This is a genomic window from Streptomyces sp. CY-1, from assembly GCF_047218265.1.
Lineage (GTDB): Bacteria > Actinomycetota > Actinomycetes > Streptomycetales > Streptomycetaceae > Streptomyces > Streptomyces niphimycinicus.
The window spans coordinates 2,926,085-2,952,123 of sequence record NZ_CP178393.1 but is presented as its reverse complement, the minus strand read 5'-3'; the positions used below and the strand labels follow the sequence as shown (position 1 = coordinate 2,952,123).

Genomic DNA, 26,039 nt, shown 5'->3' with positions numbered 1-26,039 from the left:
CCGTACACCCAGAAGGTGTGCGGGCACCGCCATGTCCGGACATGAGGCCGCCAGGTAAATTTCACGGCGATGACGCGAACGCACCCTTGTGCGCGGCCGGTGGTGGTGGGAATACTCGGCGGCGCGATTTGGCATGGACGCGCCCCTGAGTGGGGAGAAGCGCCATGTCACTACGCCCTCCGGGCCCTGGCACCCCACTGCCGTCGGGCCCAACCCCCCACTGGAAGGCAGAGACTTGAAGCACCGCCGCATACCCAAGCGTCGTGTCGCCATAGCCGGAGCCGGCATCGCGGCCCTGGTCGCCACGGGCATCACCCTCCAGAGCGCCAACGCCGCCCCGAGTGAGCCCCAGCCCGACACCCTCTCGGTCGGCGCCGCCGGAAAGCTCGCCAACACCCTCACCTCCTCGCTCAAGAGCGACACGGCGGGTGCGTACTACGACGCCAAGGCCAAGAAGCTCGTCGTCAACGTGGTCAACAAGGGCGTCGTGGACAAGGTCCGGGACGCCGGGGCCGAGGTCAAGGTCGTCAAGCACACCCTGGCCGAGCTGAGCGGCGCGCGTCAGACGCTCAAGGAGAAGGCCACCATCCCCGGCACCTCGTGGTCGGTGGACCCCAGAAGCAACAAGGTCGTCGTCACCGCGGACAGCTCCGTCAAGGGCGCCCGGATGGCCACCCTCGACAAGGTCACGAAGGCGCTCGGCGACAAGGTCGAGGTGAAGCACTCGGCCGGTAAGTTCTCCACCTTCATCGCCGGTGGCGACGCCATCTGGGGCGACGGCGGGCGCTGCTCGCTGGGCTTCAACGTGGTCAAGGGCGGCCAGCCGTACTTCCTGACCGCCGGTCACTGCACCGAGGCCATCAGCAGTTGGTCGGACTCGCAGGGCGGCGAGGAGATCGGCACCAACGAGGGCAGCGACTTCCCCGGTAACGACTACGGGCTGGTCAAGTACACCAAGGACACCGACCACCCGAGCGCGGTCGACCTCTACAACGGCAGCACCCAGGCCATCTCCAAGGCCGGTGACGCCACGGTCGGTCAGAAGGTGACGCGCAGCGGCTCCACCACCCAGGTGCACGACGGCGAGGTCACCGGCCTCAACGCGACCGTCAACTACCAGGAGGGGACGGTCGAGGGGCTGATCCAGACCACGGTCTGCGCCGAGCCCGGCGACAGCGGCGGCGCGCTCTTCGCGGGCGACACCGCGCTGGGTCTGACCTCCGGCGGCAGCGGTGACTGCTCCTCGGGCGGCGAGACCTTCTTCCAGCCGGTGCCGGAGGCGCTCCAGGCGTTCGGCGCCGAGATCGGCTGACCCGGGACGACCTGGGACGCGTTTCGCTCCCGCGGTCCGGCTCCATAGGAACAAGAGCAGGCCCCCGGACACCCGTGGACGGTGTCCGGGGGCTTCCCCTTTGCCGTGCTCAGCCTGTTGTGCTCAGGCTGTTGTGCTCATCGCCGTGTTCATCCGTGCTCGGCGGCCGTTCGGCCGGTCAGAACTCGAAGACCATCGTCGGGGCCGCGCTCTTGAAGCAGTTGTTCGCGAAGGTGTGCTCGTACGACACCCGGCGGCCGTCCCAGATCCCCTCGGCGGTGACCGTGATGGGGTGCCACTCCTTGGTGCACACCCGGCCGGGCTCCGCGCCGGTGCGGAGCTGGCCGAACGTGCCGCCCACGGAGCGGAGTTCGGCGCATGCCTTGGCGGGGGCCGGGTGGGTGCCGGTGGCGGTGGGGCGACAGCTCAGTGTCACCGCTCGCTGGACCTCGGTCGTTGCCGCGTCGGACCCCCAGCCGACGGTGAGGACCAGGGCGGAGGGCGGGTACAGGCTCTGCGGCTTGGCGGGCTGGGCGCTTGCCGTGCCGCTTGTGCCGATCCCCAGCACGGCGCTCACGGCCAGAGCGGCTCCGAGCCCGATCGCCCCAGTAGTCTTCCGCATTTCGAACACTCCCTTGCTCGTCGTTGCAGATACCGGACGGAGTCTTACGTGGTGCGCGTCAGGAACGCACGTCGATCGAGCACTTCCGGTCGCTACAAGTAGTCGTTCGGTGGCTTATTGTCGCGTGCGGGAGATGGCCGGGCGCGGAACGCCGCGTGGCGACCGGGTGCGCGACGGCGCGCGGATTGCGCCCCTCAGGGGACCCCGGCGCCGTTTCGCGCCCCCGGTGGATGGCGTGCTCAGCGAGGTGCCGGGGTGCTCAAATCGATTCAAGGGCGCTCAGGTGAGCGGGGCCGGGCGATGTTTGTGATGCCTCTGGGATGAGGGCTGCCGCATGCCGCGCGAGAGCGAGAACCTGCCAGGGCAAGCTGACCGGCGGCTGACCGGTGGCCGACCGGCGGTGGGCCTTTAGTCCAGCTCTCCGCTCAGGGCTCCGGACTGCCGGCCCCAGCCGTAGCCGCGCCCCACGCGCAACCGCAGCACCAGCCGCCGCTCGGCCACCATCGCGGTGCGGAACTCCTCCCAGTCCGGATGGTCGCCCTGGATCGCGCGGTAGACCTCCACCAGCTCATCGGCGGTGGCGTCATGGGGGTCGGCGGCGACCGGCGTCAGCTCGGCATCGCCCTCGGCCACCAGATAGGAGGAGCGGTCCCCGCTGGTGACGTAGAAGCTCGCACGCGGATCGCGGCGCAGATTGCGGGTCTTGGCGCGGTCATCGGTGACCGAGATCCGGATGAGGCGCGTCGCGGGGTCATAGGCGAAGGCGACGTTGGAGAGCTGCGGCCGTCCATCGCGCTTGAGGGTGACGAGCGCGCCGGTGCGCTGCTCCCGTAGCAGATCGAGCAGGGATCCCTCCGTCATGGTGATCAGCATACGCGCGGGCCGGTGGCCGTCCCATGGATTCGACCGACCGGCTTCCGTGTGCCGTGTTCGCAAGGCGACACGCGGGATTAAATGGCGTTTTGGGTGCTTATGGTGGAGAGGGGAAAGGCGATCGAACCGACTCGCACGCTTGTTCGAGAATGGGGTTATGGTGGGGCGTGGGACAAGCGGGGTCGGTCAGGGGGTGTGAGCAGCGGGAGGTGCGGATGCCAGGCTTCACGCATCTGCACACCGCGTCCGGGTTCTCCATGCGGTACGGGGCCGCGCACCCGGAGCGGCTGGCGCAGCGGGCCGCCGAGCGCGGCATGGACGCGATCGCGCTGACCGACCGCGACAGCCTCGCCGGAGCGGTGCGGTTCGCCCGGGCGTGTGAGCGCGCGGGGGTGCGGCCGCTCTTCGGGGTGGACCTCGCCGTACGGAGGGAGGACCCGGAGCCGGGGCGCACCGTTCGGCGCCGTACGCCGGTGCGCGGCGGGGCGTTCATCGACGAGTCCACGCCCCGGGCGGTCTTCCTCGCCCGGGACGGCGCGGCCGGCTGGGCCGCGCTGTGCGGGCTGGTCTCCGCCGCCCATGCGGGGCTCACCCACTCCGGATCCGCCCGGACGAACGGCGACGGGCCGCCCCTGCTGCACTGGCGCGACCTGGTGAGCGACCCCGGCGCGCTCGCCCCGCTGACCGTGCTGCTCGGCCCGGACTCCGACGTCGGCCGGGCCCTGGCCGCCGGGCGCCCCGACCGGGCCGAGCGGCTGATCGCCCCCTGGCGTGAACTCTTCGGCGACGCGCTGCGGCTGGAGGCCGTATGGCACGGCCGCACCGGCACCGGCCCGGGCTCGCTGCGGCTCGCCGCCCGTACCGTCGGTTTCGCCGCCGACCAGGGCATCCCGGCCGTGCTCAGCAACGCCGCCCGCTACGCCGACCCGGGGGAGGGGCCGGTCGCCGATGTCCTGGACGCGGCCCGCCGGCTCGTCCCCATCGACCCGCGCACCCCCGGGGCGCTCGACAGCGGTGAGCGCTGGCTCAAGGGGCCCCGGGACATGGCGAAGGCGGCCGAGCGGATCGTGGAGGCGGCCGGGATGCGGCGGGACGCCGCGCACCGGCTGCTGGAGGAGACCCGGCGCACCGCCGCCGCGTGTCTGGTCGACCCCGAGGATCACATCGGCCTGGGCAGCGTCCACTTCCCCGAGCCCCGGCTGGTCGGGGCCGGGCGGCGGAGCGCCGAGCGGGTGCTGCGGTCGCGCTGCGCCGCCGCCATGGTGCTGCGGGGGTACGACCGCGACCGGGTGCGCTGGGAGCGGCTCGAGGACGAGCTGCGCACCATCGAACAGCTCGGCTTCGCCTCGTACTTCCTCACCGTCGCGCAGGTCGTCGACGACACCCGGGAGCTGGGCATCCGGGTGGCCGCCCGTGGCTCCGGCGCCGGCTCGTTCGTCACCCATCTGCTGGGCATCACCCACGCCGACCCGGTGGCCAACGGCCTGCTGATGGAGCGCTTCCTGTCGGTGCGGCGCGCCGCGCTGCCCGATATCGACATCGATGTGGAGTCCGCGCGCCGGCTCGACGTCTATCGCGCGATCTTCGAGCGGTTCGGGGCGGAGCGGGTCGCGACCGTCTCGATGCCGGAGACCTACCGGGTGCGCCATGCCGTAAGGGACGTGGGCGCGGCGCTCGGCATGGACCCGGCCGAGGTGGACCGGCTCGCCAAGTCCTTCCCGCATATCCGCGCCCGCGATGCCCGCGCGGCGCTCGCGGAACTGCCGGAGCTGCGGGCGCTACGAGAAGCGACCGCCGAGCAGAAACGTTTCGGCAAGTTCTGGGACCTGGTCGAGGCGCTCGACGGGCTGCCCCGTGGCATCGCCATGCACCCCTGCGGTGTGCTGCTCTCGGACGCCGGGCTGCTGGCCCGTACGCCCATCGTGCCCACCAGCGGCGAGGGCTTTCCCATGTCGCAGTTCGACAAGGACGACGTGGAGGAGCTCGGACTGCTCAAGCTCGACGTACTCGGCGTACGGATGCAGTCCGCGATGGCGCACGCGGTCGCGGAGATCCGGCGGACCACCGGGCAGGTCGTGGACATCGACGACCCCGGGCAGGTCCGGCCCGGCGATCCGGCCACCTACGATCTGATCCGCTCCACCGAGACACTCGGCTGCTTCCAGATCGAATCGCCCGGTCAGCGCGATCTCCTCGGCCGGCTTCAGCCCACCTGCTTCCACGATCTCGTGGTCGACATATCGCTCTTCCGGCCGGGTCCGGTCGCCGCCGACATGGTCCGGCCCTTCATCGACGCCCGGCACGGCCGCAAGCCCGCGCGCTATCCGCATCCGGACCTGGAGGACGCGCTGCGCGAGACCCATGGGGTCGTGGTCTTCCATGAGCAGATCATCAAGATCGTGTCGATCATGACCGGATGTGAACGCGACCTCGCCGACGAGGCGCGGCGCGCACTGTCCAATCCCGAGCGGCAGGGGCGGGTGCGGGCCTGGTTCCACGCGGAGGCGGAGAAACGGGGCTACGCGCCGGAGGTGCGGCTACGCACCTGGGAGATCGTCGAGGCGTTCGGCTCATACGGCTTCTGCAAGGCGCATGCCGTCGCCTTCGCGGTCCCGACGTATCAGTCCGCCTGGCTCAAGGCGCACCATCCGGCCGCCTTCTACGCCGGGCTGCTCACCCATGACCCCGGGATGTACCCGAAGCGGCTGCTGCTGGCGGACGCGCGGCGGCGCGGAGTGCCGATCCTGCCGCTGGATGTGAACCGGTCGGGCGCCACTTATCGAATCGAACTGACGTCTGGTGCTTCTCGTGACATCGGTAATAAGGAGGACAGGCGTGACGAGGGGAGCGGAGACCACATCGGCGTCCGGCTGGCGCTGAGCGACGTCCACGGCATCAGCGAGGCCGAGACCGAGCGGATCGCGGCCGGAGCTCCCTACTCCTCGCTCCAGGACCTGTGGCTGCGCGCCCACCCCGGACGGCCGGTCGCCGAACGGCTGGCCCAGGTCGGCGCGTTGGACGCGTTCGGCACCAGCCGCCGCGATCTGCTGCTACAGATCGCCGAACTGCACCGGCAGCAGCGGGGCGCCGCCCGGCGCGATGCCGAGGGGCAGCTTCCGCTGGCCGAAACCGGCCCCGCCGCCCCCGCCGGGCTCCCGGACCTCGACGCGGACGAACGCCTCGGCGCCGAACTCGGCATCCTCGGCATGGACGTCTCCCGCCATCTCATGGGCGACCACCGGGACTTTTTGGAGGAGCTGGGCGCGATCCCCGCGAAGCGGCTGCGCGACGCGCCGCACGGGGAGGTCGTGCTCGTCGCCGGCGCCAAGGCCGCCACCCAGACCCCGCCGATCCGCTCGGGGCGCCGGGTCATCTTCACCACGCTCGACGACGGTACGGGGCTGGTCGACTGCGCCTTCTTCGACGACAGCCACGCGGCGTGCGCGCACACCGTCTTCCACTCCTGGCTGCTGCTCGTACGCGGCGTGGTCCAGCGGCGCGGCCCGCGCAGCCTCAGCGTCGTCGGCTCGGCCGTGTGGAACCTCGCGGAACTGGCCCGGCTCAGGAAGGAAGGCGGCCTTGAGGCGGTCGCCGCCGAACTGGCGGGGGCCCGCCCGGAGACGGCCGAAGCGGGCTCCGGCTCCGGCCGCGAGGCGGGCTCCGATTCCGGTCGCGACTCCGGCCGCGACTCCGACTCCGGCCGCCGCATCGAGATGCCCACCGGTTACGCCATGCACCCCTGGGCCGACCTCCAGCCCGCGGGCGACCAGGCCGCCACCGGCCGCAAGCTGTGGCATGCGAGCCCGGGGAGCGCGGGATGAACACCGAACAGCCGCCTGCGCAGGCGGCACCCGCACGCGGGGCCCCTTCGGCTGCCTCTGCCGAGCGCCTGGTGCACGCCGTGCCGTGTCCGGTCGCGGCGGTGTCGTCCGAGTCGCCCGTGAGGGAGGAGCCGCCCGCCATGCCCCTGGTCGGGGCCGTCCCGCTCGGCACCCGGGCCGCCACGCCCCCACCGGCGTCGGCCGAACCGCCCGCACCCGGGGCGCGGGGCGACGCGGTCGCCCGCCCGCTTGCGCCGGGCGAGTCGTCGGCCGCGGCGGGGGAGGGCACCTCCGGTGGCCCGGGCGCGGGCGGTTCGACCGCTCCCGCCGAGGCCCCGGCCGATGCCTCCGCGTCCGGGGGACCTGCCGGAACGCTTCCGCTCGCGCCCGATGGTCGGGCCGACGCGCGTTGGGGTGCCGCCGTGGCGGGCGGGGCGGCCGCGGCTTCGGCGCGGGAGGAGGGCGGCCATGGTCGGGAGGCGGCCGAGGGGCCGTCGGCTGAGCACCGGGACCGGGCCTCGGGTGGCGTCGGCAGCGGCGGCGAAGTGGCCGAGGATTCGTCTGCCGGGTCCCGGCCCGGAGGCCCGGGCGGCGGGGGTTCGGCCGGGGTGAGCGGGGGTGCAGCCGGGGCGAGCGGGGATTCAGCCGGGACGAGCGGGGGTTCGGCTGAAACGGGTGGGGGTTCGGTTGAAGCGAGCGGGGGCGGCGGGGGCCGGGCCCCGGGCGAGCCGGGCCACGAGGGCGAGGTGCCGCATGTGTTGTATGTGCGGTTCCACCCCGCGCCCGGGGAGGACGTCTACCAGGGCCTGCTCACCCTGCTCGGCGAGCTGACGCCCGTCGTCGAGGCGCTGCCGCCCGATGCCGCGTTCGCGGATGTGCGGGGTGCGCTGCGGTACTTCGGGCGGGACGCGGCGGGGCTGGCCGAGATCGTACGGGTCCGGGCGCTGGCCCGGTACGGCGTGGACTGCACCGTCGGCGTCGCCGCCAACCCCCTGCTCGCCCGCATGGCCGCCCAGGAGGCCCAGGAGCCCGGCGCCCCCGCATCCAGGGGCGGCCGGTCCGGCGGCGGGTCCGGTGCCCGGTCCGGCGGCGGGTCCGGCCGAACGGCCGGGTCCGTCCGTACCGTTCCCGGCGATCCGGACGCCGTCGCCGCGTTCCTGGCGCGCAAGCCGCCCATCGCCCTGCCCGGGGTGGGGCCCGCGACCGCGCGCACCCTGAGCGCGTACGGGCTGGACAGCGCCGCGCGGATCGCCGCCGCGCCGCTGGCCACCCTCCAGCGGATCCTCGGCGCGGCGACCGCGCGCCGCGTCCACGCGTGGGCGCGCGGTATCGACCCGGCGCCGGTCACCCCGAACGCCCCCGCCCGTGCGATGGGCGCGGAACACCGCTTCCGTCGCGATGAGTTGGACCCTGTCCGCAGGCGCCGCGCGCTGCTCACCCTCGCCGACGGGCTCGGGGTGCGGATGCGGACGAGTGGGCAGGTCGCGGCCGCGATCAGCCTCACCGTGCGCTACGCCGACCGCTCCACGACCACCCGCTCCCGCACCCTGACCGAGCCGACCGCGCATACCCCCGCGCTGACCGCCGCCGCGTACGCGCTGCATGACGCGCTCGGGCTTCAGCGGGCCCGGGTGCGGTCCGTGGCGCTGCGCTTCGAGGGGCTGATGGACGCCGAACTCGCCTCCCATCAGCTCACGTTCGACCCCGCGGACGAGAAGTCACGCCGTCTGGAGGCCGCCGCCGACCGGGCCCGGGCCCGCTTCGGTATCTCCGCGGTCCGGCCCGCCGGATTCCTGGACGTCGCGTAAGCCGCAGGTCCCACCAGTCCCACTGGTTTTCCCACTTCGCGTAACCCGGCGCATTCCTGGACGTCACGTGAAAAGCATGTAAACGTTCCTTCACTGACGAATGGCTGGATGCCTTTGCTACTCGCGCGTAATTTCGATTGAGCGCACCACTTCTTGTGATCCGGATCGCAGGGCGCAGCGCAAGCGCACCGTCAGCGCACCCTCAGCGCGACTCTCTCCCCCACCAGCGAGGAGTTCATGTGATGCTGCCCTGGAGGCGTATCCGGCGATTCCGGAAGACCAAGACCCGCACCTTACTACCCGCTCTGGCCCTCGCGGTCGCGGCGACCGCGGCGACCCCCACCGCCGCGCTCGCCACGGACACCGCGTCGCAGGGGGTGAGCAGCGGCTGGAACGACTACTCCTGCAAGCCGTCGGCCCAACACCCCCGCCCCGTCGTCCTGGTGCACGGTACCCTCGGCAACTCCGTCGACAACTGGCTCGGCTTCGCGCCCTACCTGGTCAAGCGGGGTTACTGCGTCTTCTCCCTCGACTACGGCCAACTGCCCGCCGTGCCGTTCTTCCACGGTCTCGGGGCGGTCGACCAGTCCGCGAAGCAACTGTCCACCCATGTGGACCGGGTGCTCGCCGCCACCGGCGCCGCCAAGGTCGACATGGTCGGGCATTCGCAGGGCGGGATGATGCCCCGCTACTACCTCAAGTTCCTCGGTGGCGCGCCGAAGGTGAACGCCCTGGTCGGCATCGCCCCCACCAACCACGGCACCACCCTGTCCGGGCTGACGAAGCTGCTGGACTACTTTCCCGGGGTCGGCGATCTCATCGCCAAGGGCGCCCCGGGGCTGATGGACCAGGTGGTCGGCTCGGACTTCCTGCGGCGCCTCAACGAGGGCGGCGACACCGTCCCCGGAGTGCGCTACACGGTCATCGCGACCAAGTACGACGAGGTCGCGACCCCCTATCAGGCGCAGTTCCTCTCCGGTCCGAACGTCAAGAACGTGCTGATCCAGGATCTGTGCCCGACCGACATCTCCGAGCATCTGGCCATCGGCCTGACCGACGGGCTGGCCTTCCACGAGGCCGTCAATGCCCTCGATCCGGAACACGCCACGCCGACGACGTGTGCGTCGGACGACTGACGCTCGCCCGTCATGGCGCGCCCTGCCTCGGTCCGTACGAGCAGGGCGCGTCGCCCGTCGGGCTGGTCCGCCTCGCGCCGCGACCAGCCCGCCCTCGACCGCCCCGGCGACCGAGCGGCCGTCGTCCGATTACTCGGCGACGAGCTCGACCTCGAGGTTGCCCCTCGTCGCCTTGGAGTACGGGCAGACCTGGTGCGCCTGCTCGACCAGCTTGCGGCCGGTCTCGTTCTCCAGGTCGCCCGGCAGCTCGACGCGCAGCGTCACCTTGAGCCCGAAGCCGCCGTCCGCCTCGTCCTTGCCGATGCCGACCTCGGCGGTGACGGAGATGTCCTTGGTGTCGACCTTGGCCTGGCGGCCGACGAGGCCGAGTGCGGACGCGAAGCAGGCGGCGTAGCCCGCGGCGAAGAGCTGCTCGGGGTTGGTGCCCTGGCCGTTGCCGCCGAGGGCGGGCGGCATGGCGAGCGGCAGGTCGAGTTGTCCGTCGGAGCTCACGGCCCGGCCGTCGCGTCCGTTGGCAGTGGCCACCGCGGTGTAGATCGCGTCCATGAGGACCATCCCTTTCGTGTCAGGTAGTCGGGAGGTGTGGGCGCCCGGTGCGCCTCGCCTCCGGATGGAAGTACAGCACACAATTAAGTTGTGCACAACTAAAGGGTACGCTGGACACATGTCACACCAGTCCGACCGCACCGCCGACCCCACGACCGGGGGCACCGACCCCGAGCCGCATCCCGCCGATGAACTGCTCCGGCTCGATCGGCAGCTCTGCTTCTCCCTGCACGCCGCCTCCCGCGCCTTCGACGGCCTCTACCGCCGGGTGCTGAGCGACACGGGGCTGACCTATCCGCAGTACCTGGCCATGCTGGTGCTCTGGGAGTACGGGGAGATGCCGGTCAAGCGGCTGGGGGAGTTCCTGCGGCTGGACTCGGGTACCCTCTCGCCGCTGCTCAAGCGGATGCAGACGGCCGGACTCGTCCAGCGCGAGCGCAGCGCACACGACGAGCGCTCGGTGACGGTCCGGCTGACGGCGGAGGGAACGGCGCTGAAGGAGCGCGCCCAGGGCGTACCCCTGAAGGCGATCGAGGCCAGCGGCCTCGGCCTGGCGGAGGCGGTGGACTTGCAGGCGCGGGTGCAGCGGCTGACGGCTGCCCTCGACGCGGCGCTGGCCGACGAGGAGGCGTAGGCGGGGGCGGGGGAGCGAGGCGGGGGCCGAGGCGGGGGAAAACGGGAAGAGCCGGTTCCGGGGATGCCGTCATCCTCCCCGGAACCGGCTCGCTTCGATCGGCCGGACGCCGCGGCCTTGGCGGCCTACGGCCTACGGTCTCAGCCTCGGCCGCGGCGTACGGCCTTGCGGCGGTTGGCGGCGGCGAACAGTACGGCCGCGCCGGCGGCGAGGACCGCGGCGCCGCCGATGGCCATGGGGGCGGTGGATCCGTCGCCCCCGGTCTCGGCGAGATGCTGCCCGTCGGTGGTGCCGCCGTCCTGCGGTTCGGCGTCCGAGGCCATGACCTTGGCGCTCTTGGCCTCGGGCTGGTTCGCCTCCGTGCTCTTCTCGTCCGCCGCCTTCGGCTGGTGGTTGGCCTCGGCGCCGTCGTCACCGCCGTGGCCATGGTGATCGACGGTCGACTTCTCGGCGCCCTCCGCTATCTGCGCGTCATTGGGCGCGGCGGCGGTGGGCGCGGAACTCGCGCTCGCCCCGGCCCCCTTGGCCGCCCCGTTCCCGCCTCCGCCGAAGGTCACGTCCGAGCAGGTGTAGAACGCCTCCGGGCTGTCCGAGCGCTGCCAGACGCTGTAGATCAGATGGCGGCCAGACTTGTTGGGGACGTTCCCCGTGAAGACGTAGCTCCCGTCCTTCAGCGTGGGGTCGGTGACCTTGGCGAACGGCTCCGACTCCAGGTCCGCCCAGGTCAGCGGCTTCGTCGGGTCGTAGCCGTCCTTGGTGACGTACAGCTCGAAGCTGCCCCGGTGGGGTGCGGTGGCCCGGTAGGTGAAGGTGTGCTCACCGGCCGTCATGGCGGTGGCGGGCCAGTCGGCGCGCGGCAGGTCCAGGCCCTTGTACTTGTCGCGGCCCGCGCTGCACAGCTTTCCGTCCGGGATGATCTCCTTGTGGCGCCCGGCGGCGTCCGGGATGTTGACCTCGTTCCAGTCGTAGAGCGCCTGGGTGCCGCCCGCCTGGACGGCCGCCTTGCAGGCCGCCGAGTCCGGGCTCTCCGGCCCTTCCGCGAAGCAGGCCGACACCCGGCTGACCGGGTCCTGCATCGAACCGTGCGCGGTGGCCGGGTCCGCGTTCAGCGCCGTGAGCGCGAGCGGCACCACGCCGAGCACGGCGAGCCGGGCGGTTCTGCGGTGAGCGGTCGCACGAGCGGTCATCGTCGGGGGCTCCTTCGGTGGGGGGACGCGCTGGGAGGTCAGCGGTTGGGGTGTCGCGGTCGGGGGTGATGCGGTCGGGGGTGATGCGGTTGGGGGGTGACGCGCAGCACGCTAGCCCCGCCCAACGGCTCCGCCGCCGGTCTTATGGCGCCGTTAAGGACCAGCTCAGGCGGAGCTGAGGATGGGCCCGTCCCGGGGGTACCCGAGGTGATCGCTCGCCGATGATTGCGGAGGGTCGGCGGCGTGGAAGGGTGGCACATATGACCGCAACGAACTCTCGCGCCTCGGCCCGTGAGCTGATCGAGGCCATCGTCGACCCCGGAAGCTGGCACGGCTGGGACGAACCGGTGGAGATCACCACGGACGACCCCGACTACCGGGCCGACCTGGAGCGGGCACGGGAGCGCACCGGCCTGGACGAGTCGGTGATCACCGGTGAGGGCCGTATCGAGGGGCGCAGGGTGGCACTGGTCGCCTGCGAGTTCCGCTTCCTGGCCGGTTCGATAGGGGTCGCCGCGGGGGAGCGGCTGGTACGCGCCGTGGAGCGGGCCACGGCGGAACGGCTGCCCCTGCTCGCGGCCCCGGCGTCGGGCGGCACCCGGATGCAGGAGGGCACGGTCGCGTTTCTACAGATGGTGAAGGTGGCCGCGGCGATCACCGACCACAAGACGGCGGGCCTGCCGTATCTCGTCCACCTCCGCCACCCCACGACCGGCGGCGTCCTCGCCTCCTGGGGCTCCCTCGGCCATGTCACCGCCGCCGAGCCGGGCGCCCTGATCGGCTTCATGGGCCCGCGGGTGCATGAGGCCCTGTACGGGGAGGAGTTTCCGCCCGGCGTGCAGAACGCCGAGAACCTGATGAACCACGGCCTGATCGACGCGGTCCTCCCGCTGAGTCGCCTGTCGGGCGTGGCGGCACGGGTGCTGCGGGTTCTCTGCGCGGGCGACACCGCGCTCGCCGGGCCCGGGGCGGGGGCGGCGGTGGGGGCGGCGACCGCCCCCGGTCAGCCGGGGGATGCGGGTGGGGCCTCCACCGAGCCCATGCCCGGCCCTGGTGCACCGGGCGGAGCACGGGCGGCTGCCGATGCGGCGGAGGCGGAGGAACGCGGGCGGCGTGGGGATGCCGCAGCCGGGGGCAGCCCGTCCATGGCGCCTGGCGGCGTGGACGGTGTCGCCACGCCGGAGGCGGCAGGGGTCGCCGGGGGAGTGGGGTCCACCCACGATCGGGCCGCGCCCGCCGACTTCGGCGGGGTGTCCGACGGTGCGGGGCCGGAGGCCGTCGCGCCGTCTGCGGAGGTGTCGATACGGGCTTCGCGGCGGGCCGAGCGGCCCGGGGTGCGGGATCTGTTGCGGGTCGCCGCCGAGGATGTGAGTCCGCTCAGCGGTACGGGGGCCGGGGAGCACGATCCCGGGTTGTTGCTCGCGCTCGCCCGGGTCGGCGGGACGCCCTGCGTCGTCCTCGGCCACAACCGGCGCAGCGCCCGCGAAGGCGATACGGCCGAGGGGCCGGGGGAGGGGCAGGCGCTGGGCCCGGCGGGGTTGCGGACCGCGCGGCGCGGGATGCACATCGCCGCCGAGCTCGGGCTGCCGCTGCTCACCGTCATCGACACCGCGGGCGCCGCGCTCAGCCGTGAGGCCGAGGAGGGCGGGCTCGCGGCGGAGATAGCGCGGTGCCTCGCCGACATGGTGACCCTGCCCGCGCCCACCCTCTGTCTGCTGCTCGGCCAGGGCGCCGGCGGCGCGGCGCTCGCGCTGCTGCCCGCCGACCGGGTCGTGGCCGCACGCCACGCCTGGCTGTCGCCGCTGCCGCCGGAGGGCGCGTCCGCGATCCTCCACCGCACGACGGAGCGGGCGTACGAGGTCGCCGCCCGCCAGGGCGTACGCTCCGCCGACCTTCTCGCCCAGGGCATCGTCGACCGCATCGTGGAGGAGGGCTCCTCCGGCTTCGGGGACGGCTCCCGGGCTCCTGACGCCTTTCTCGGCCGCCTCGGCCATCTCCTCGGCGCCGAACTCGCCGCCCTGCGCGCCCAGGACCCGGGCGAGCGGCTCGCGGCGCGTCGCGTTCGTCATCGCCGGATCGGGCTGGGTCGTTGAGGCCGACCGTTGCGGATCGTCGACCGTTGTTGACGGCTAATCAGGGCCAAACGGGCGGACCGACACGTTGAATTAGCGGTCTTAGGCATGCCTAACCTAATCTCGGGCCGTGAACGAGAATGATCTCGACGCGGCGTCACGGCCGTCCGCTTCCCCTGCCCTCCGTGGCTCCCCGGCGGCCCCGGTCCCGGCCCCTTCGGCCGCCCAGGCGGCCTCCCCGCCGCCGCGTCGGCTCCACCTCCTGGCCCTCAACCCCACCGACTCCGTCACCGAGGGCTTCCTCCCCGCGGCGGCCCGGCTCGGCCTGGCGGTCACCCTGCTCACCGACCAGCCCGAGGCCCATGAACGCGCCTACGGCTACGGACGACGGGACCACGCATTCCCCGCGCTCGACATCGTCCCCTGCGACGTACGGGACTTCGCCGAGGTCATCAGCCGTATCGCCGCCGATGGCCGCCCCGACGCCGTCTTCACCAACAGCGACCACCTCCAGACCCAGGCCGCCCTCGCCGCCGAGTACTTCGGCCTCCCCGGCAAGGACTGGCGCGCCGCGCTGCGCACCAAGAACAAGGCCGAGCTGCGCCGAGCCCTCGCCGCCGCGAGCCCGGACGCCGCCGCCCCTCTCTGGTCCGCGGCCCCCGTATGGTCCGCCGAACTCGCCACCGGACAGGAACCCGCCACCCTCGCCGGACTCGACGCGCCCTACCCCTGCGTGGTCAAACCGCGCGAGGGCGTGGCCAGCGAGGACGTCGTCCTCGTCGCCGACGCCGACGAACTCGTCCGGCGCTGCGTCGAGATACGGGCCCGGCGGCCCGGAGCGGCCCTGGTGGTCGAGGAGTTCCTGGACGGCGAGCTGCGCACCCTCGAAACCCTCGGCGACGGCCGCACCCTCCACGTCCTCGGCGGCTTCCGCACCGAGCTCTCGCCGCCCCCGCACTTCATCGAGGAACGGCTGCACCTGCTGCCCGCCCCGCCCCCGCAACCGCACACCGATCAGGTGCTGGCGCAGTTGCGCGCGCTGGGCGTCGGCTTCGGTGTGTGCCACACCGAGTACGTCGTCCAGGGTGACCGGGCCCGCCTCATCGAGGTCAACTACCGTGCCATAGGCGACCAGTGCGACCTCGTCCTCGCCGAACTCCTCAACATCCCCCTTTTCGAGTACATCCTCCGTACGCACCTGGGCGAGCCGCTGCCGGACGACCTCGGCGCGCGCACCGACGGCAGGGTTCGCATGGAGTACGTCCTTGCCGACCGCGCCGGACGGCTCGCCTCCGCCCCTCCGGCGAGCGTGACCGAACGCGACGGCGTACGACTGGACTACCGGCCGCTGCGCGGGGTCGGCGAGGAACACCCGCTCCACCACACCAATCGGGACTTCCTCGGCGTACTCCGGGCGACCGGCACCGACCAGGGGCGGATCGACGCGGCGGTGGCGCGGTTCCTCGCGGCCCACCGATGGGAGATCGTGTGACAGAGGAAGACGAGCTTCTCGGACGGGTGCTCGACACGCTCCTCCGGGAGGACGCCTACAAGCTGCGCAGCCGCGCCACCCCGGAACGGCGCGCCGACGGCGACTGGTTGCGCATCGCGCTCGAGGGGGGCGAAAGCGTGCTGCTGCCGGTGGAACCCGAGGGCTTCCAGTGCGACATCCGCGCCCGTCGCCGGCCCCTGCGGCTATGCGCTCCCGCGACTGCCGGATGGGCCCCCGCCGAGCGGGCCGACGCCGAACCGGGCGGTGCCGGACGGACCCCCGCTGAACCGGCCCTGGCCGAGCCGGCCCTGGCCGAGCCGGCTCCGGCTGAACCGGCCTCCGCCGAGCCGGTCTCCGCCGTGCCGGCCGACGCCGTGCCGGCCGACGCCGTGCCGGCCGACGCCGTGCCGGCCGACGCCGTGCCGGCCGACGCCGTGCCGGCCGACGCCGTGCCGGTCTCCGCCGAGTTGCCGTCCGCGTTCGGCTCGGCGAGCGAGTCCGGGGACTGTGTCCCGGCCGAACGGCCGCTCACCGGTCTCGTCCCCGTCCTTGGGCGGCTGCGGGCCGCCGTGCCGGACGAGGACCGGCGGCTGTACGACGTCTTCGTGACCGAGTGCCGACAGGCTCTCGACGCCATGCGGCTGCACACCCGCATCCGGCCCGGCGTCGTCGCCGAGTTGGCCGCGCGCCACGGCGGCGAGGGGCCGTGGGCGGGGATGCCCGGGGCGGTCGCGTACGACACGCTCGCCGCCTTCAGGGACCACCCGGTCTACCCCACCAGCCGGGGCCGGGCCGTCTTCACCGAGGACCAATTACGCGCCCACGCACCCGAGTTCCACCCCACCTTCCCGCTGCGCTGGCTCGTCCTCCCCCGCGAAGCGGTCGGCGGTGACCCGGCGCGGCTGCCCGACTGGTGGCCGACGCCCGCACAGCTCGGCCTCGACAGCGGGCGGCGGCCCTCCGACGAACGGGCGCGGCTGGCCTTCCCCGTGCATCCGCTCACCGTCGGCCGCCCGCTGGAGGCCGCGCTCCGCGCGGTGGGGCTCGACGGCGAGGCCCGGCTCGCCGACCGCCCCCTGCTGGACGTACGGCCCACCCTCTCCATGCGGACCGTGGCCGTCGCCGACGACCCCCTCGTCCACCTCAAACTGCCGCTCACCACCTCCACGCTGGGGATGCGCAACCGCCGCTCGGTCAAACCGGGCACGCTGATCGACGGCGAGGTGGCGCAGCGCCTGCTGGAGGCGGTGATCGCGCGCGAGCCGCGATTCGGCGCGACCGTGCTGCTCGCCGACGAGACCACCCACGTCCACGCCGGACACGAGCTGCTGGCCACGCTCGTACGCCGCTACCCGCCCGGTCTGGAGAACGCCACGATCGTGCCGCTGGCCGGGCTGCTCGCCGCCGCCCCGGACGGCACGGTCGTCATCGACGGGCTCGCCGAGCGCCACTACGGCGGGGACGTCCTCGCCCTGCTGGACGACTACCTCACCCTGCTGTTCGACTTCCACACCACCCTCTTCGCGTACGGCATCGCGCTGGAGTCCCATCAGCAGAACATCTCGCTGGTCTTCGAGGGCGGGGGTGACAACGGTGGTGCCGTGCCCCGGCTGCGGCTGCTCATCAAGGACCACGACGGCCCCCGCGTCCACGCGATACGGCTCGCCGCCATGGTCGGCGGAGGAGCGGCCGCCGACCTGTGCGGGTTCGACGACCGAAGAATCCTGACGTCCGGCGACGGGCCGGTGGCCGATGTGTTCACCACCATCACCGTCCATCTGTGCGCCGCCGCCCCCGTCTTCGAACTCGCCCGCCTCGGCCGGGCCCCGCTCGACACCCTGCTGCGGCGGCTGCGCGACCGGCTCACCGACGCCGTCGACCGGCTCGCCGTCACCCGGCCCGGTGCCGCCGCCGCGCTGCTGCGGCGGCGGGTGCTGTACGCGGATCGGCTGCCGGTCAAGGCGATGGTCACCGCCGGCACCTTGTTCACCAAGGAGCGTTCGGGCGCCGCCGACATCAACAAGCACTACGTCACCGGGCCCAACTATCTGCTGCGGGGAAGCGGCAGATGACCGCCGCGCCCCTCCTGCCGTTACCGCCAAGCCCCTCCTGCCCCGCCTGCCCCTCCTGCCCTCCTGCCCTCCTGCCCCTCTCTCCTCCGCACCCGCTGGAGCCGCCCCATGCCCATGACCTCCCCGCCCGCCACGACCGTGGCCTCCGCCGACCACGCCACCGCCCACACCCTGCTCAACTGTCTGCTCCGCGAGGTGTCCGGGCCGGAGCATCAGACCGTCGTGGCCGATGGGTGGCTTCGGCTGAGGCTGCCGCGCTGCGGGGTGCTGTTGCGCGTCGGGCTGCGGCGCACCTCGCTCATCGGGGCGCACCGCTTCACCGGGCCGGTCAGCGAGCAGCGCGAGGGCGGCTGGACCGAGGTGTCCTGGCGGGAACTGGCCGAGCGCATCCGCCGGGAGCTGCAACTGCGCACGGGGGTGTACAACGATGAGTTCCTGGACCAGGTCGCCTCCAGCCACGCGGGCATGACGGCGGCCTTGGCGGCCCTGGAGGACCGGGACACACCAGCCGTGAGCGGCGGCGCCGAGGAGGACCCCTACCTCGCCTCCGAGCAGTCCCTCCTCTTCGGCCACCGCTTCCACCCCACCCCCAAGGCCCGTACCGGCAGCGCCGACTCCTGGGCGCGGTTCGCCCCCGAGGCCGGGGCGCGCTTCCCGCTGCACCACCTCGCCGTGCGCGAGGAGTACGGGCGCGAGGAGTGCGTACGCCAGGAGTACGTCCACGACGAGTCCACGCAGCGCGGAGCCCTCGCCGCGCTCGACCGGCAGCGCGCCGTCCCCGACGGCTACCGGCTGCTGCCCGCCCACCCCTGGCAGTACGCGATGCTGCGCGAGCACCGTCTGCTGCGGGCGGCCATCGCCCGGGGCGACGTGCTGGACCTCGGGCCCGGCGGCGCGGAGTTCGCGCCGACCGCGTCGGTCCGTACGCTCTACGACGGCCGGGACTTCCTCAAGTTCAGCCTCAATGTGCGGATCACCAACTGTCTGCGCAAGAACGCCGACTACGAGCTGTCCGGCGCCGTCGCCCTCACCCGCCTCCTGGAGCCGGTCGCCGCCGATCTCGCCGCCCGCTTCCCCGGCTGTGAGCTGCTGCGCGAACCCGCCTACCGGACGCTGGACCTCGGCGGCGACCAGCAGCTCATCGAGGGCTTCGGGGTGATCGTGCGCGAGGGGCTGGCCGCCCGGCTGCGGCCGGGGCTGACCCCGCTGCTCGCGGCGGCCGTCGCCGATGAGTATCCGACCAGCGGCGCCCAGATCTCCCGGCTCCTCCCCGATGTCGGCCCCGAGCGGCTCTCGGCCTGGTGGCAGGCGTATCTCAGCCTTCTCGTACCGCCCGTGCTGGCCGCCTACTTCGACCACGGAGTGGTCCTGGAACCCCACCTCCAGAACGTCGTCATCGGCGTCGACCCCGCCGACGGCACCCCCCGGCAGGTGCTCTTCCGCGATCTGGAGGGCACCAAGCTGGTGCCCGAGCGGCACGCCGCCGCGCTCGCCGCGCTGCCCGAGGCGGTGGCCCGCCCGCTGACGTACGAGCGCGAGCGCGGCTGGGACCGGGTGGTGTACTGCCTGCTGGTCAACCACATCGCCGAGATGGTGGCCGCCCTCGCCGACCGCTGTCCGCGTCTGGAGCCCGCGCTGTGGTCGGCGGTCCGCCGGGTGCTGTGCGAGCGCTCGGCGGCCCATGACCATCCGCCCGCGCTGCGCGCCCTCGTGGCGGGGGTGCCGCTGCCCGCCAAGGCCAACCTCCTGACCCGCTGGGCTCGTCGGGCCGACCGCCACGCGGGCTATGTGCGCATCGCCAGCCCGCTCGCCTCCGCCCTGCTGTCCGAAGCGGCGCACGTGTCGGAGGCGGCACACGTGTCCGAGGCGGCGCACGTGTCGGAGGCGGCGCACGTGTCCGAGGCTGTGCATGTGTCGGAAGCGGCCTACGTGTCCGAGGCGACGCACGTGTCCGAGGCGGCCCATGTGTCGAAAACGGCGCATGTGCCGGAAGCGGCCCATGTGTCCGAAGAAGCCCACGTCATCCACCACCCCGGGAGCAGCCGTTGATCACCTCTGCCGTCCGTACCCTCGCCACGGAGCTGACCGGCGACGACCTGCCCGCCTACGTCTACGACCTGACCGCGCTCCGCGCCCACGCGCGGGCCGTACGGGACGCGCTGCCGCCGGGCCTCGAGCTGTACTACGCCGCGAAGGCCAACCCGGCGCCGCGCATCCTCCAGGCGCTCGCGCCGCACGTCACCGGCTACGAGGTGGCCTCCGGCGGCGAGATGGAGCATGTCCGGGCGGCCGTGCCGGGGGCGCCGCTGGCCTTCGGCGGGCCGGGCAAGACCGAGGGGGAGCTGCGGCGGGCGCTGACGCTGGGCGTGGAGCGGTTCCATGTGGAGAGCGAGCAGGAGCTGCGGCTGCTGGCCGGGGCGGCACAGGACGCGGGGATCCCGGCCGTGGACCTCCTCCTGCGCGTCAATCTCCCGGTGGCCGGTGACGAGCTGGGCGGCGCGGCGCTGGCCATGGGGGGCCGCCCGAGCCCCTTCGGCCTCGACCCCGAGGCCGTGGAGCGCTGCCTTCCGCTGCTCTCGGCGGACTCCGGCGGTCCCCTGCGCCTGCGCGGCATCCATGCCCATCTCGCCAGCGGCCTGGACGCCCCCGCCCAGGTCGCCGTCGCCGCCGCGATCGCCGACTGGGCGGCGAAGCTGTCCGAACGCCACGGGCTGGGCCTCACCGAGGTGAACGTCGGCGGCGGGATGGGCGTGGACTACGCCCACCCCGACCGCCGCTTCGACTGGGCCGCCTACGGCCAGGGCATGGCGGACCTCGCCCTCCGCCACCCCGACCTGACCCTGCGGATCGAGCCCGGCCGGGCGCTGACCGTCTACTGCGGCTGGTACGTCACCGAGGTGCTGGACATCAAGCACAGCGGGGGTGAGGCGTTCGCGGTGGTGCGCGGTGGCACCCACCACCTCCGTACCCCCGCCACCAAACAGCACGACCAGCCCTTCCAGGTGCTCCCCATGGACGCCGGGAGCACCGGGGACGCCGGGAACACCAGGGACACCTGGACCCGGCCCTGGCCCCGCCCGGCCGTACGGGCGGAGCCGGTCACGCTGGTCGGCCAGCTCTGCACCCCCAAGGACGTGCTGGCCGGCCGGATCCCGGTCCCGGAGCTACGGGTGGGGGACCGCGTCGTCTTCGCGATGGCGGGTGCGTACGCGTGGAACATCTCGCATCACGACTTCCTGATGCACCCCCGGCCGGGCTTCCACTACCTGGAGGAATGAGGGTGGAAAACGATCACTCGGCGGGCCGGGGCTCGCCCCGGTAGGTGCCGAAGGACCACTTGTTGCCCTCCGGGTCCGCGATGGCGAACTCACGGCTGCCGTACGGCTGGTCCTCGATCGGCCGGAGCACCCGCACACCGGCCGCCGTGAGCCGTTCGTACAGCGCGTCGACATGATCGGTGACGATGTACGCCCCGAACGTGCCCGGCTCCAGGCACCAGCTCTTGGTGGCCGGGTCGTACGAGCCGAGCATGATGCCACCGCCCTCGGGCCAGTCGAGCTGGGCATGGGCGACGCGGTCCTCGTCCTGGTAGACGGCCGTGCGCAGAAAGCCGACCGTGTCGACCAGGAAGTCGATCAGGGCGATGGCGTCATGGGCCTGGAGCGTAGGCCAGACGGCGGGTTCACGGGATGGTGTCTGCTGCTGGTTCGGTGCGGTGTTCATGGGCCCTACTCTTCGCCGTAGAGATGCCCCCCGGCTTGGATATTCCGGCACTCCTCGGCCAACCAGGCGGTCGGGCTCACCCCGGTGTACTGACGGAAGTCGCGCACCAGGTGGGAGTGGTCGAAATAGCCGCACTCGGCAGCGACCCGGGCCAGATCCGGTGCCCGGCCCACCGCCACGGACCGGACCACCGTGTTTCTGGCGCACTGGAAGCGCATCAGCCGCGCCGCCTGCTTGGGGCTCAGCCCCGTCTCGGCGCGGAACACGCTGGTCAGGCGGCGTGGGCTGAGCGCCACATGCTCGGCAAGACCCGTCAGCGTCCCGGCCCCGCGATGCCGGGCCAGCCAAGCCCACGCCTCGGCGACCTCGCTCCGTACCGGCGCCCCGTCCTCGCCCGCCGCCGCGCGCTCCCGCAGATACGCGCCCAGCACGGCGAACCGGTCCGCCCACGACCGCTGCTCGCACAGCCGCTCCCGCACCTCGGCGGCCCGCTTGCCCAGCACCTCCGCCCCGGAGGTGACCAGCTCGTCGTCGGAGGTGAGCGCCCCGGCCGGAAGCCCCAGCAGTGCGCGCGCCGCCAGCGGATGCACCGCGAGCTGCACCCCGGCCTCGCTCCCGCCCTGGGCGATATACGCGGGCTGCTGATGCAGACCACCCACGACGATCTCCGTCCGCGAGGCGCCGGGCCCCCGCGCCTGCTCGGGCGTGACCCCGCCGACGACGGGGCCCTCCAGCGAGAAGATCAGCGTCAGGTAGGGCGAGGGCAGTCCCCGGTGCAGCGTCGGAGGTATCCCCTGGGAGCGATACCCGACGGCGGTCACCACCATCCCGCCGAGCCCCTGCCCGAGCCCGGCCCCGGCCCGCACGAACTCGTGGCTGCTCATGGGCCCAGTATCACCCGCCCCTCTGACAGCGAGCTGGCTCGCAGACGGCGGGCTTGGCTGCCGTTTCGCCGCTACTCGGCGCCGCTACCGTGCGGTGCCCGGCGGCGGGGGTGGTCTCCACCGTGTGGCCGGGCCGCCTCCGATGTGGCTCTCGGGTCCGGTGACGGTGGCAGGAGTGGTCGGCGCTGCTATTCCCGGGCGGCTTGTGATCACTTGAGAGCGGCTACGCTGCGAGCCCATGGCCGTTACCCACGATCGTCCGCAGATGCTGTCGGAGGAGTTTGAGGCGTGTACCCGGCTGGCGGCCCGCGTAGCCGAGGGAACGCGGTGGGAGTTCCTCAACGGGAAGATCCGGGTCACGCCGAGGCCCGATGGCGGCCATGGGCGGATCATCCAGTGGCTGGCGCGGATCTGTATTCAGGCCCATCCCGACCTGTGGCTGCACGACCAGGGCCTCAAGGTCGAGACGTACCGCAATGGCCATGCGCGCCCCGACGGGACCCTCGCCCACAGTGACGCCTTCGTCGGCCAGGGGGAGTGGGCCGACGCCGATCCCGTCCTGATGGTCGTGGAGGTCACCTCCTACGACTCCGACACCGACCGCAGAGACCGGGTGGAGAAGCCGCGCGCCTACGCCGAGACGGGCATCCCGGTGTATCTGCTGGTCGACCGGGAGGCCGGTGAGGTCACCGTGTTCAGCGAGCCCGACGGGGTCCGGTACGAGAGCACCAAGACCGTGCCGTTCGGTAAGCCGCTCACGCTGCCCGCGCCGATTGGCGTCACGCTCGACACCGAGCCGCTCCAGGGCTGGGTGCGCTGAGGGGGTGTCCGGCGGGTTTTGACGCCTGCGGCGGGCTGTTCCCCTCCCCGCCCCTTCCCTCAACTGGGGCTCCGCCCCAGGCCCCGCTCCTCAATCGCCGGAGCGGCTGGAAGGATCGCCGGCGGGGCTGGAAGGCGGGGCTTCGCCCCAGACCTCGGGATCCAGGGGCGGAGCCCCTGGTACGGGGAAAGAGCTGGGTGCGCTGAGGTCCCTGCCTCCGGCAGGCGCGCGGTGGCCTGGAATCATCCGGTGGCATGTACACCGTTACCCTCTGGGAGTTCGCCGCGCTCGCGGCGGCATCCATACTCGTCGGCTTCTCGAAGACCGCCGTCAGCGGCGCCAATACCGTCAGCCTCGCGATCTTCGCGGCCGTACTTCCGGCCCGGGAGTCGACCGGTGTGCTGCTGCCCCTGCTGATCGTCGGCGATCTGCTCGCCGTCCGGACCTATCGGCGGCACGCCCACTGGGGGACCCTGGTGCGGCTGTTCCCGGCGGTCGCGGCCGGGGTCGTGGTGGGCACGGTGTTCCTGCTCTGGGCCGGGGACGCGGAGGTGCGCACATCCATCGGGGCGATCCTGCTGCTGATGGCCGGGGTCACGGTCTGGCGGCGGCGTACGGCGGCCCGGGCCGAGGCCCCCGCGACGACGCCCGACGCGGACGGGGCGGGCGCCCGACTCAAGGCCGGTTCGTACGGAGTGCTCGGCGGCTTCACCACGATGGTGGCCAACGCGGGCGGCCCCGTGATGTCGCTCTACCTGCTCTCCGCCGGCTTCCGGAAGCTGGGTTTCCTGGGCACCTCGGCCTGGTTCTTCCTGATCGTGAACGTCGCCAAGGTGCCCTTCAGCGTCGGCCTCGGCCTGATCGACACCCGCTCCCTGCTCCTGGACGCGCTGCTCGCGCTTTTCGTCCTGCCGGGTGCGTACATCGGTAAGGCGTGCGTGGACCGGATCAATCAGCGGCTCTTCGAGCGCCTGGTCATCGGGGCTACGGTGCTGGGTGGACTTCAGTTGCTCCTGCGGTGAGGCCCGATATGAACGCGCTCCAGCAGTGGGTGGGGAATATGAGGACGGGCCCGTCGGGGTTCTTGGAGTCGCGTACGGGGACGATGCCGGGGAGGTTGTCGGCGACCTCGACGCACGCCCCTCCGTCGTTGTTGCTGTAGCTGCTCTTGCGCCAGGCGACAGTGCTCAGGTCCGGGGTGGTTCCCATGAGGTCCAGTCCTTCATCACGGCTCGAATCATCGCCTCGGAGTCACGGGGCGAGAGGGCCATGGCCCGCAACAGATCGTAGTTCTTCCGGAGCTTCGCAACCACGGCCTTGTCCTCGATGATCGTCCCGAAGCGGCTGTCCTCCTTGTAGGCGAACATTGGCTCATCCGGCAGAGTGAAGAGCATCAGGGAGTTGCCCGCCTCGGCATGCTGACCTGCACTGAACGGCAGGACCTGAATGGTTACGTAGGGACGTGTCCCACGCTCCACGAGGGATGCCATCTGGCGGCACATCACCTCGGGCCCACCCGCCGGGCGGCGCAACGCCGCTTCATCCACGATGAACCAGCATTCTCGCGGTTGAGGGTGGTCCAGCCGTGCTTGCCGGTCGAGGCGGGCCTTCACCATGGCCTCGATTTCCGCGTCCGGAGCGTGACGGTTGCCGATACGTAGGGACTCCCTCGCTAGCTCAGCGGTCTGGAGCAGGCCGGGGATGGTGGCGACGGAGTACTCCTCGATGACGGCCGCGTGCCTCTCGATATCCATCATCCGGCGGTACTTCCCCGGAAACGGCTCGTTCTTCGCCAGCGCATAGATGCGCGCGAACATCCCGTCCGTCCCAAAGCACGCGTCCAACTTCGACGGAAGGTCGTCGTACGGCAGGGACTCGGCCGCCTCGATCCGGGCCAGATGCGATTTGCTGTAGTTCAGCACCTCGGACAGCCGCCGTAACGACATGTCCGCCTTCTCGCGGTGGCGGCGGATCTCCGCGCCGAAGAGGTCGCGGGCGGAGCGGTCGGGAAAGAGTTCGCGTGGCTGGAACGGCATGGTGCATCCCCTCTTGTCCCGCGATCTTGGCTGGGACTTGTCGCCTCTTTCCAGCCTACGCGCCGGAACGCGACGGTGTGTGCACACAACGTAATTGGCCGAACCGGAAAGACAGGTCAACGTGTTCTCACACACCGAATCCAACGCTCCACGGATGACGATGCGCGTCTACCGCGTCTCGCCGGACGGCGCGGTCGTGACGCAGGAGCTGGGCAGGGTCGTCGTGGTGGTCAAGGACAAGCTCGAACCCTTGCGGTCCAGCCAGTTCCCGCCCTGCCGCTGCCCGCGCCACCGCGACCGTGCGGACCTGTGGTGAAGCTGCATTATGCATGCGATGCTGCTAAAATGCAGCTCATGACTGCTCTGACCATTCGCGACGTACCGGATGACGCCCTCGCCACGCTGAAGGCCCGCGCCGCGCGGGCCGGCAAGTCGCTTCAGGCGTATGCGCTGGACGTACTCGTCGGTGAGGCGTCCAGGCCCACGCTTGCCGAGGTCGCAGCCCGTGCGGAAGCCGAGGCCAGCGCGAGCCTGAGTACATCGGACGTGCTGGCCGCGATCCACGACGCAAGGGCGGGCCGTTGATCGTCATTGATTGCTCCGCGCTCGTCTTCTTCTTGACGGACGAGGGCCCCACAGGGCATGGGGTACGTCAACGTGTCGCGAAGGAGGATCGGCTCGCCGCACCTCATCTGCTCGATTACGAGATCATGTCGGCATTGCTCGGCCTGGCGCGTGGGCGACGTGGTGGCGATCCCAAGTTGAGCGATAAGCAGCTACGAAAGGCCGTGGCGAGGTATCGCGACCTGGCGATCGACCGGCATGAAACGCTGATCCTGTGGGAGCGGGTCAAGGGCCTGTCGAGCAACCTGTCCGCCTATGACGCCCAGTACGTCGCGCTTGCTGAAAGTCTGGGCATGCCGTTGATCACCAGCGATGCCAAGATCAGCAAGGCCGGGGCGGCGCGCTGTGAGATCGAGACGTTCGACGCGTATTCCTGA

General features: G+C 72.2%; 23 protein-coding genes. 15 read left to right on the top strand and 8 right to left on the bottom strand.

The features are described 5' to 3' along the window. The first annotated feature begins 235 nt into the window (after window positions 1-235). The gene (locus ACK1X7_RS12640; RefSeq protein ID WP_390793836.1) at window positions 236-1,312 is read left to right on the top strand and encodes a S1 family peptidase; all 1,077 of its coding nucleotides are present in this window, start codon (window positions 236-238) and stop codon (window positions 1,310-1,312) included. 178 nt (window positions 1,313-1,490) lie between these two features. Here the strand turns inward: ACK1X7_RS12640 and ACK1X7_RS12635 are convergent, their stop codons facing one another. Both ACK1X7_RS12635 and ACK1X7_RS12630 read right to left on the bottom strand, forming a co-directional pair. Further along, window positions 1,491-1,934, bottom strand: coding sequence for a subtilase-type protease inhibitor (locus ACK1X7_RS12635; protein ID WP_385146383.1), 444 nt, complete (start codon window positions 1,932-1,934; stop codon window positions 1,491-1,493). Window positions 1,935-2,342: 408 nt separating this feature from the next. Continuing rightward, complete coding sequence (locus ACK1X7_RS12630; protein WP_385146385.1) at window positions 2,343-2,795, bottom strand: PPOX class F420-dependent oxidoreductase; 453 nt, start codon at window positions 2,793-2,795, stop codon at window positions 2,343-2,345. Window positions 2,796-3,022: 227 nt separating this feature from the next. On the opposite strand from ACK1X7_RS12630, the gene ACK1X7_RS12625 reads away from it, so the two are divergent. From ACK1X7_RS12625 to ACK1X7_RS12615, 3 genes are all read left to right on the top strand, one after another. Further along, complete coding sequence (locus ACK1X7_RS12625; protein ID WP_385146387.1) at window positions 3,023-6,628, top strand: DNA polymerase III subunit alpha; 3,606 nt, start codon at window positions 3,023-3,025, stop codon at window positions 6,626-6,628. A gap of 746 nt (window positions 6,629-7,374) precedes the next feature. Next, entirely contained in the window at window positions 7,375-8,436 is a 1,062-nt protein-coding gene (locus tag ACK1X7_RS12620; RefSeq protein WP_413116874.1) for a DNA polymerase Y family protein, read from the top strand. A gap of 242 nt (window positions 8,437-8,678) precedes the next feature. Further along, window positions 8,679-9,572 carry an esterase/lipase family protein gene (locus tag ACK1X7_RS12615; RefSeq protein WP_385146389.1) on the top strand — a complete coding sequence of 298 codons (894 nt, stop codon included), beginning with the start codon at window positions 8,679-8,681 and terminating at the stop codon, window positions 9,570-9,572. 129 nt (window positions 9,573-9,701) lie between these two features. Here the strand turns inward: ACK1X7_RS12615 and ACK1X7_RS12610 are convergent, their stop codons facing one another. Then, entirely contained in the window at window positions 9,702-10,118 is a 417-nt protein-coding gene (locus ACK1X7_RS12610) for an organic hydroperoxide resistance protein (RefSeq protein WP_385146391.1), read from the bottom strand. Window positions 10,119-10,236: 118 nt separating this feature from the next. Between ACK1X7_RS12610 and ACK1X7_RS12605 the strand changes: the two genes are divergently transcribed. Next, window positions 10,237-10,752 (top strand): MarR family winged helix-turn-helix transcriptional regulator, encoded by a 516-nt coding sequence (locus tag ACK1X7_RS12605; RefSeq protein WP_385146393.1) that lies wholly within the window; start codon window positions 10,237-10,239, stop codon window positions 10,750-10,752. 140 nt (window positions 10,753-10,892) lie between these two features. Here the strand turns inward: ACK1X7_RS12605 and ACK1X7_RS12600 are convergent, their stop codons facing one another. Then, window positions 10,893-11,939: a lytic polysaccharide monooxygenase auxiliary activity family 9 protein gene (locus tag ACK1X7_RS12600; RefSeq protein ID WP_413115106.1), complete on the bottom strand. Its 1,047-nt coding sequence runs from the start codon at window positions 11,937-11,939 to the stop codon at window positions 10,893-10,895. A 260-nt stretch (window positions 11,940-12,199) separates the two neighbouring features. Between ACK1X7_RS12600 and ACK1X7_RS12595 the strand changes: the two genes are divergently transcribed. The 5 genes from ACK1X7_RS12595 to ACK1X7_RS12575 all read left to right on the top strand — a co-directional run bounded on the left by ACK1X7_RS12595 (window position 12,200) and on the right by ACK1X7_RS12575 (window position 20,853). Continuing rightward, entirely contained in the window at window positions 12,200-14,032 is a 1,833-nt protein-coding gene (locus tag ACK1X7_RS12595) for a carboxyl transferase domain-containing protein (protein WP_390793839.1), read from the top strand. A gap of 241 nt (window positions 14,033-14,273) precedes the next feature. Then, window positions 14,274-15,503 carry an ATP-grasp domain-containing protein gene (locus ACK1X7_RS12590; RefSeq protein WP_413116873.1) on the top strand — a complete coding sequence of 410 codons (1,230 nt, stop codon included), beginning with the start codon at window positions 14,274-14,276 and terminating at the stop codon, window positions 15,501-15,503. Next, window positions 15,500-17,575: an IucA/IucC family protein gene (locus ACK1X7_RS12585; RefSeq protein ID WP_413115105.1), complete on the top strand. Its 2,076-nt coding sequence runs from the start codon at window positions 15,500-15,502 to the stop codon at window positions 17,573-17,575. Before ACK1X7_RS12590 ends, ACK1X7_RS12585 begins: the two co-directional genes overlap by 4 nt. A 108-nt stretch (window positions 17,576-17,683) precedes the next feature. Then, window positions 17,684-19,624, top strand: a complete 1,941-nt coding sequence (locus ACK1X7_RS12580; protein WP_413115104.1) for an IucA/IucC family protein — start codon at window positions 17,684-17,686, stop codon at window positions 19,622-19,624. Further along, window positions 19,621-20,853: a type III PLP-dependent enzyme gene (locus tag ACK1X7_RS12575; protein ID WP_413115103.1), complete on the top strand. Its 1,233-nt coding sequence runs from the start codon at window positions 19,621-19,623 to the stop codon at window positions 20,851-20,853. The genes ACK1X7_RS12580 and ACK1X7_RS12575 overlap by 4 nt, the downstream gene beginning before the upstream one ends. A 13-nt stretch (window positions 20,854-20,866) precedes the next feature. Here ACK1X7_RS12575 and ACK1X7_RS12570 read toward each other — a convergent pair whose 3' ends face one another. Next, entirely contained in the window at window positions 20,867-21,298 is a 432-nt protein-coding gene (locus ACK1X7_RS12570) for a VOC family protein (protein WP_413115102.1), read from the bottom strand. A gap of 5 nt (window positions 21,299-21,303) precedes the next feature. Next, on the bottom strand, window positions 21,304-22,182 hold the full coding sequence (locus ACK1X7_RS12565) for a helix-turn-helix domain-containing protein (protein WP_413115101.1): 879 nt from the start codon (window positions 22,180-22,182) through the stop codon (window positions 21,304-21,306). A 238-nt stretch (window positions 22,183-22,420) separates the two neighbouring features. Between ACK1X7_RS12565 and ACK1X7_RS12560 the strand changes: the two genes are divergently transcribed. Both ACK1X7_RS12560 and ACK1X7_RS12555 read left to right on the top strand, forming a co-directional pair. Beyond that, a complete protein-coding gene (locus ACK1X7_RS12560) occupies window positions 22,421-23,002 on the top strand; it encodes a Uma2 family endonuclease (protein ID WP_385150803.1) in 582 nt (193 codons plus the stop codon). A gap of 254 nt (window positions 23,003-23,256) precedes the next feature. Next, window positions 23,257-24,024 carry a sulfite exporter TauE/SafE family protein gene (locus ACK1X7_RS12555; RefSeq protein WP_361504289.1) on the top strand — a complete coding sequence of 256 codons (768 nt, stop codon included), beginning with the start codon at window positions 23,257-23,259 and terminating at the stop codon, window positions 24,022-24,024. Here the strand turns inward: ACK1X7_RS12555 and ACK1X7_RS12550 are convergent. Together ACK1X7_RS12550 and ACK1X7_RS12545 are read right to left on the bottom strand one after the other, a co-directional pair. Continuing rightward, complete coding sequence (locus ACK1X7_RS12550) at window positions 23,987-24,211, bottom strand: DUF397 domain-containing protein (RefSeq protein ID WP_390793845.1); 225 nt, start codon at window positions 24,209-24,211, stop codon at window positions 23,987-23,989. The two genes, ACK1X7_RS12555 and ACK1X7_RS12550, sit on opposite strands and share 38 nt — an antisense overlap. Then, window positions 24,190-25,038, bottom strand: a complete 849-nt coding sequence (locus ACK1X7_RS12545) for a helix-turn-helix domain-containing protein (RefSeq protein ID WP_413115100.1) — start codon at window positions 25,036-25,038, stop codon at window positions 24,190-24,192. The genes ACK1X7_RS12550 and ACK1X7_RS12545 overlap by 22 nt, the downstream gene beginning before the upstream one ends. A 154-nt stretch (window positions 25,039-25,192) precedes the next feature. On the opposite strand from ACK1X7_RS12545, the gene ACK1X7_RS12540 reads away from it, so the two are divergent. Genes ACK1X7_RS12540 through ACK1X7_RS12530 form a run of 3 tightly spaced genes read left to right on the top strand, consistent with a single transcriptional unit; the run spans window position 25,193 to window position 26,039 of the window. Next, window positions 25,193-25,354: a hypothetical protein gene (locus ACK1X7_RS12540; RefSeq protein WP_413115099.1), complete on the top strand. Its 162-nt coding sequence runs from the start codon at window positions 25,193-25,195 to the stop codon at window positions 25,352-25,354. Window positions 25,355-25,392: 38 nt separating this feature from the next. Further along, window positions 25,393-25,623 carry a FitA-like ribbon-helix-helix domain-containing protein gene (locus ACK1X7_RS12535; RefSeq protein ID WP_216340170.1) on the top strand — a complete coding sequence of 77 codons (231 nt, stop codon included), beginning with the start codon at window positions 25,393-25,395 and terminating at the stop codon, window positions 25,621-25,623. Continuing rightward, entirely contained in the window at window positions 25,620-26,039 is a 420-nt protein-coding gene (locus tag ACK1X7_RS12530; protein ID WP_385150788.1) for a type II toxin-antitoxin system VapC family toxin, read from the top strand. The genes ACK1X7_RS12535 and ACK1X7_RS12530 overlap by 4 nt, the downstream gene beginning before the upstream one ends.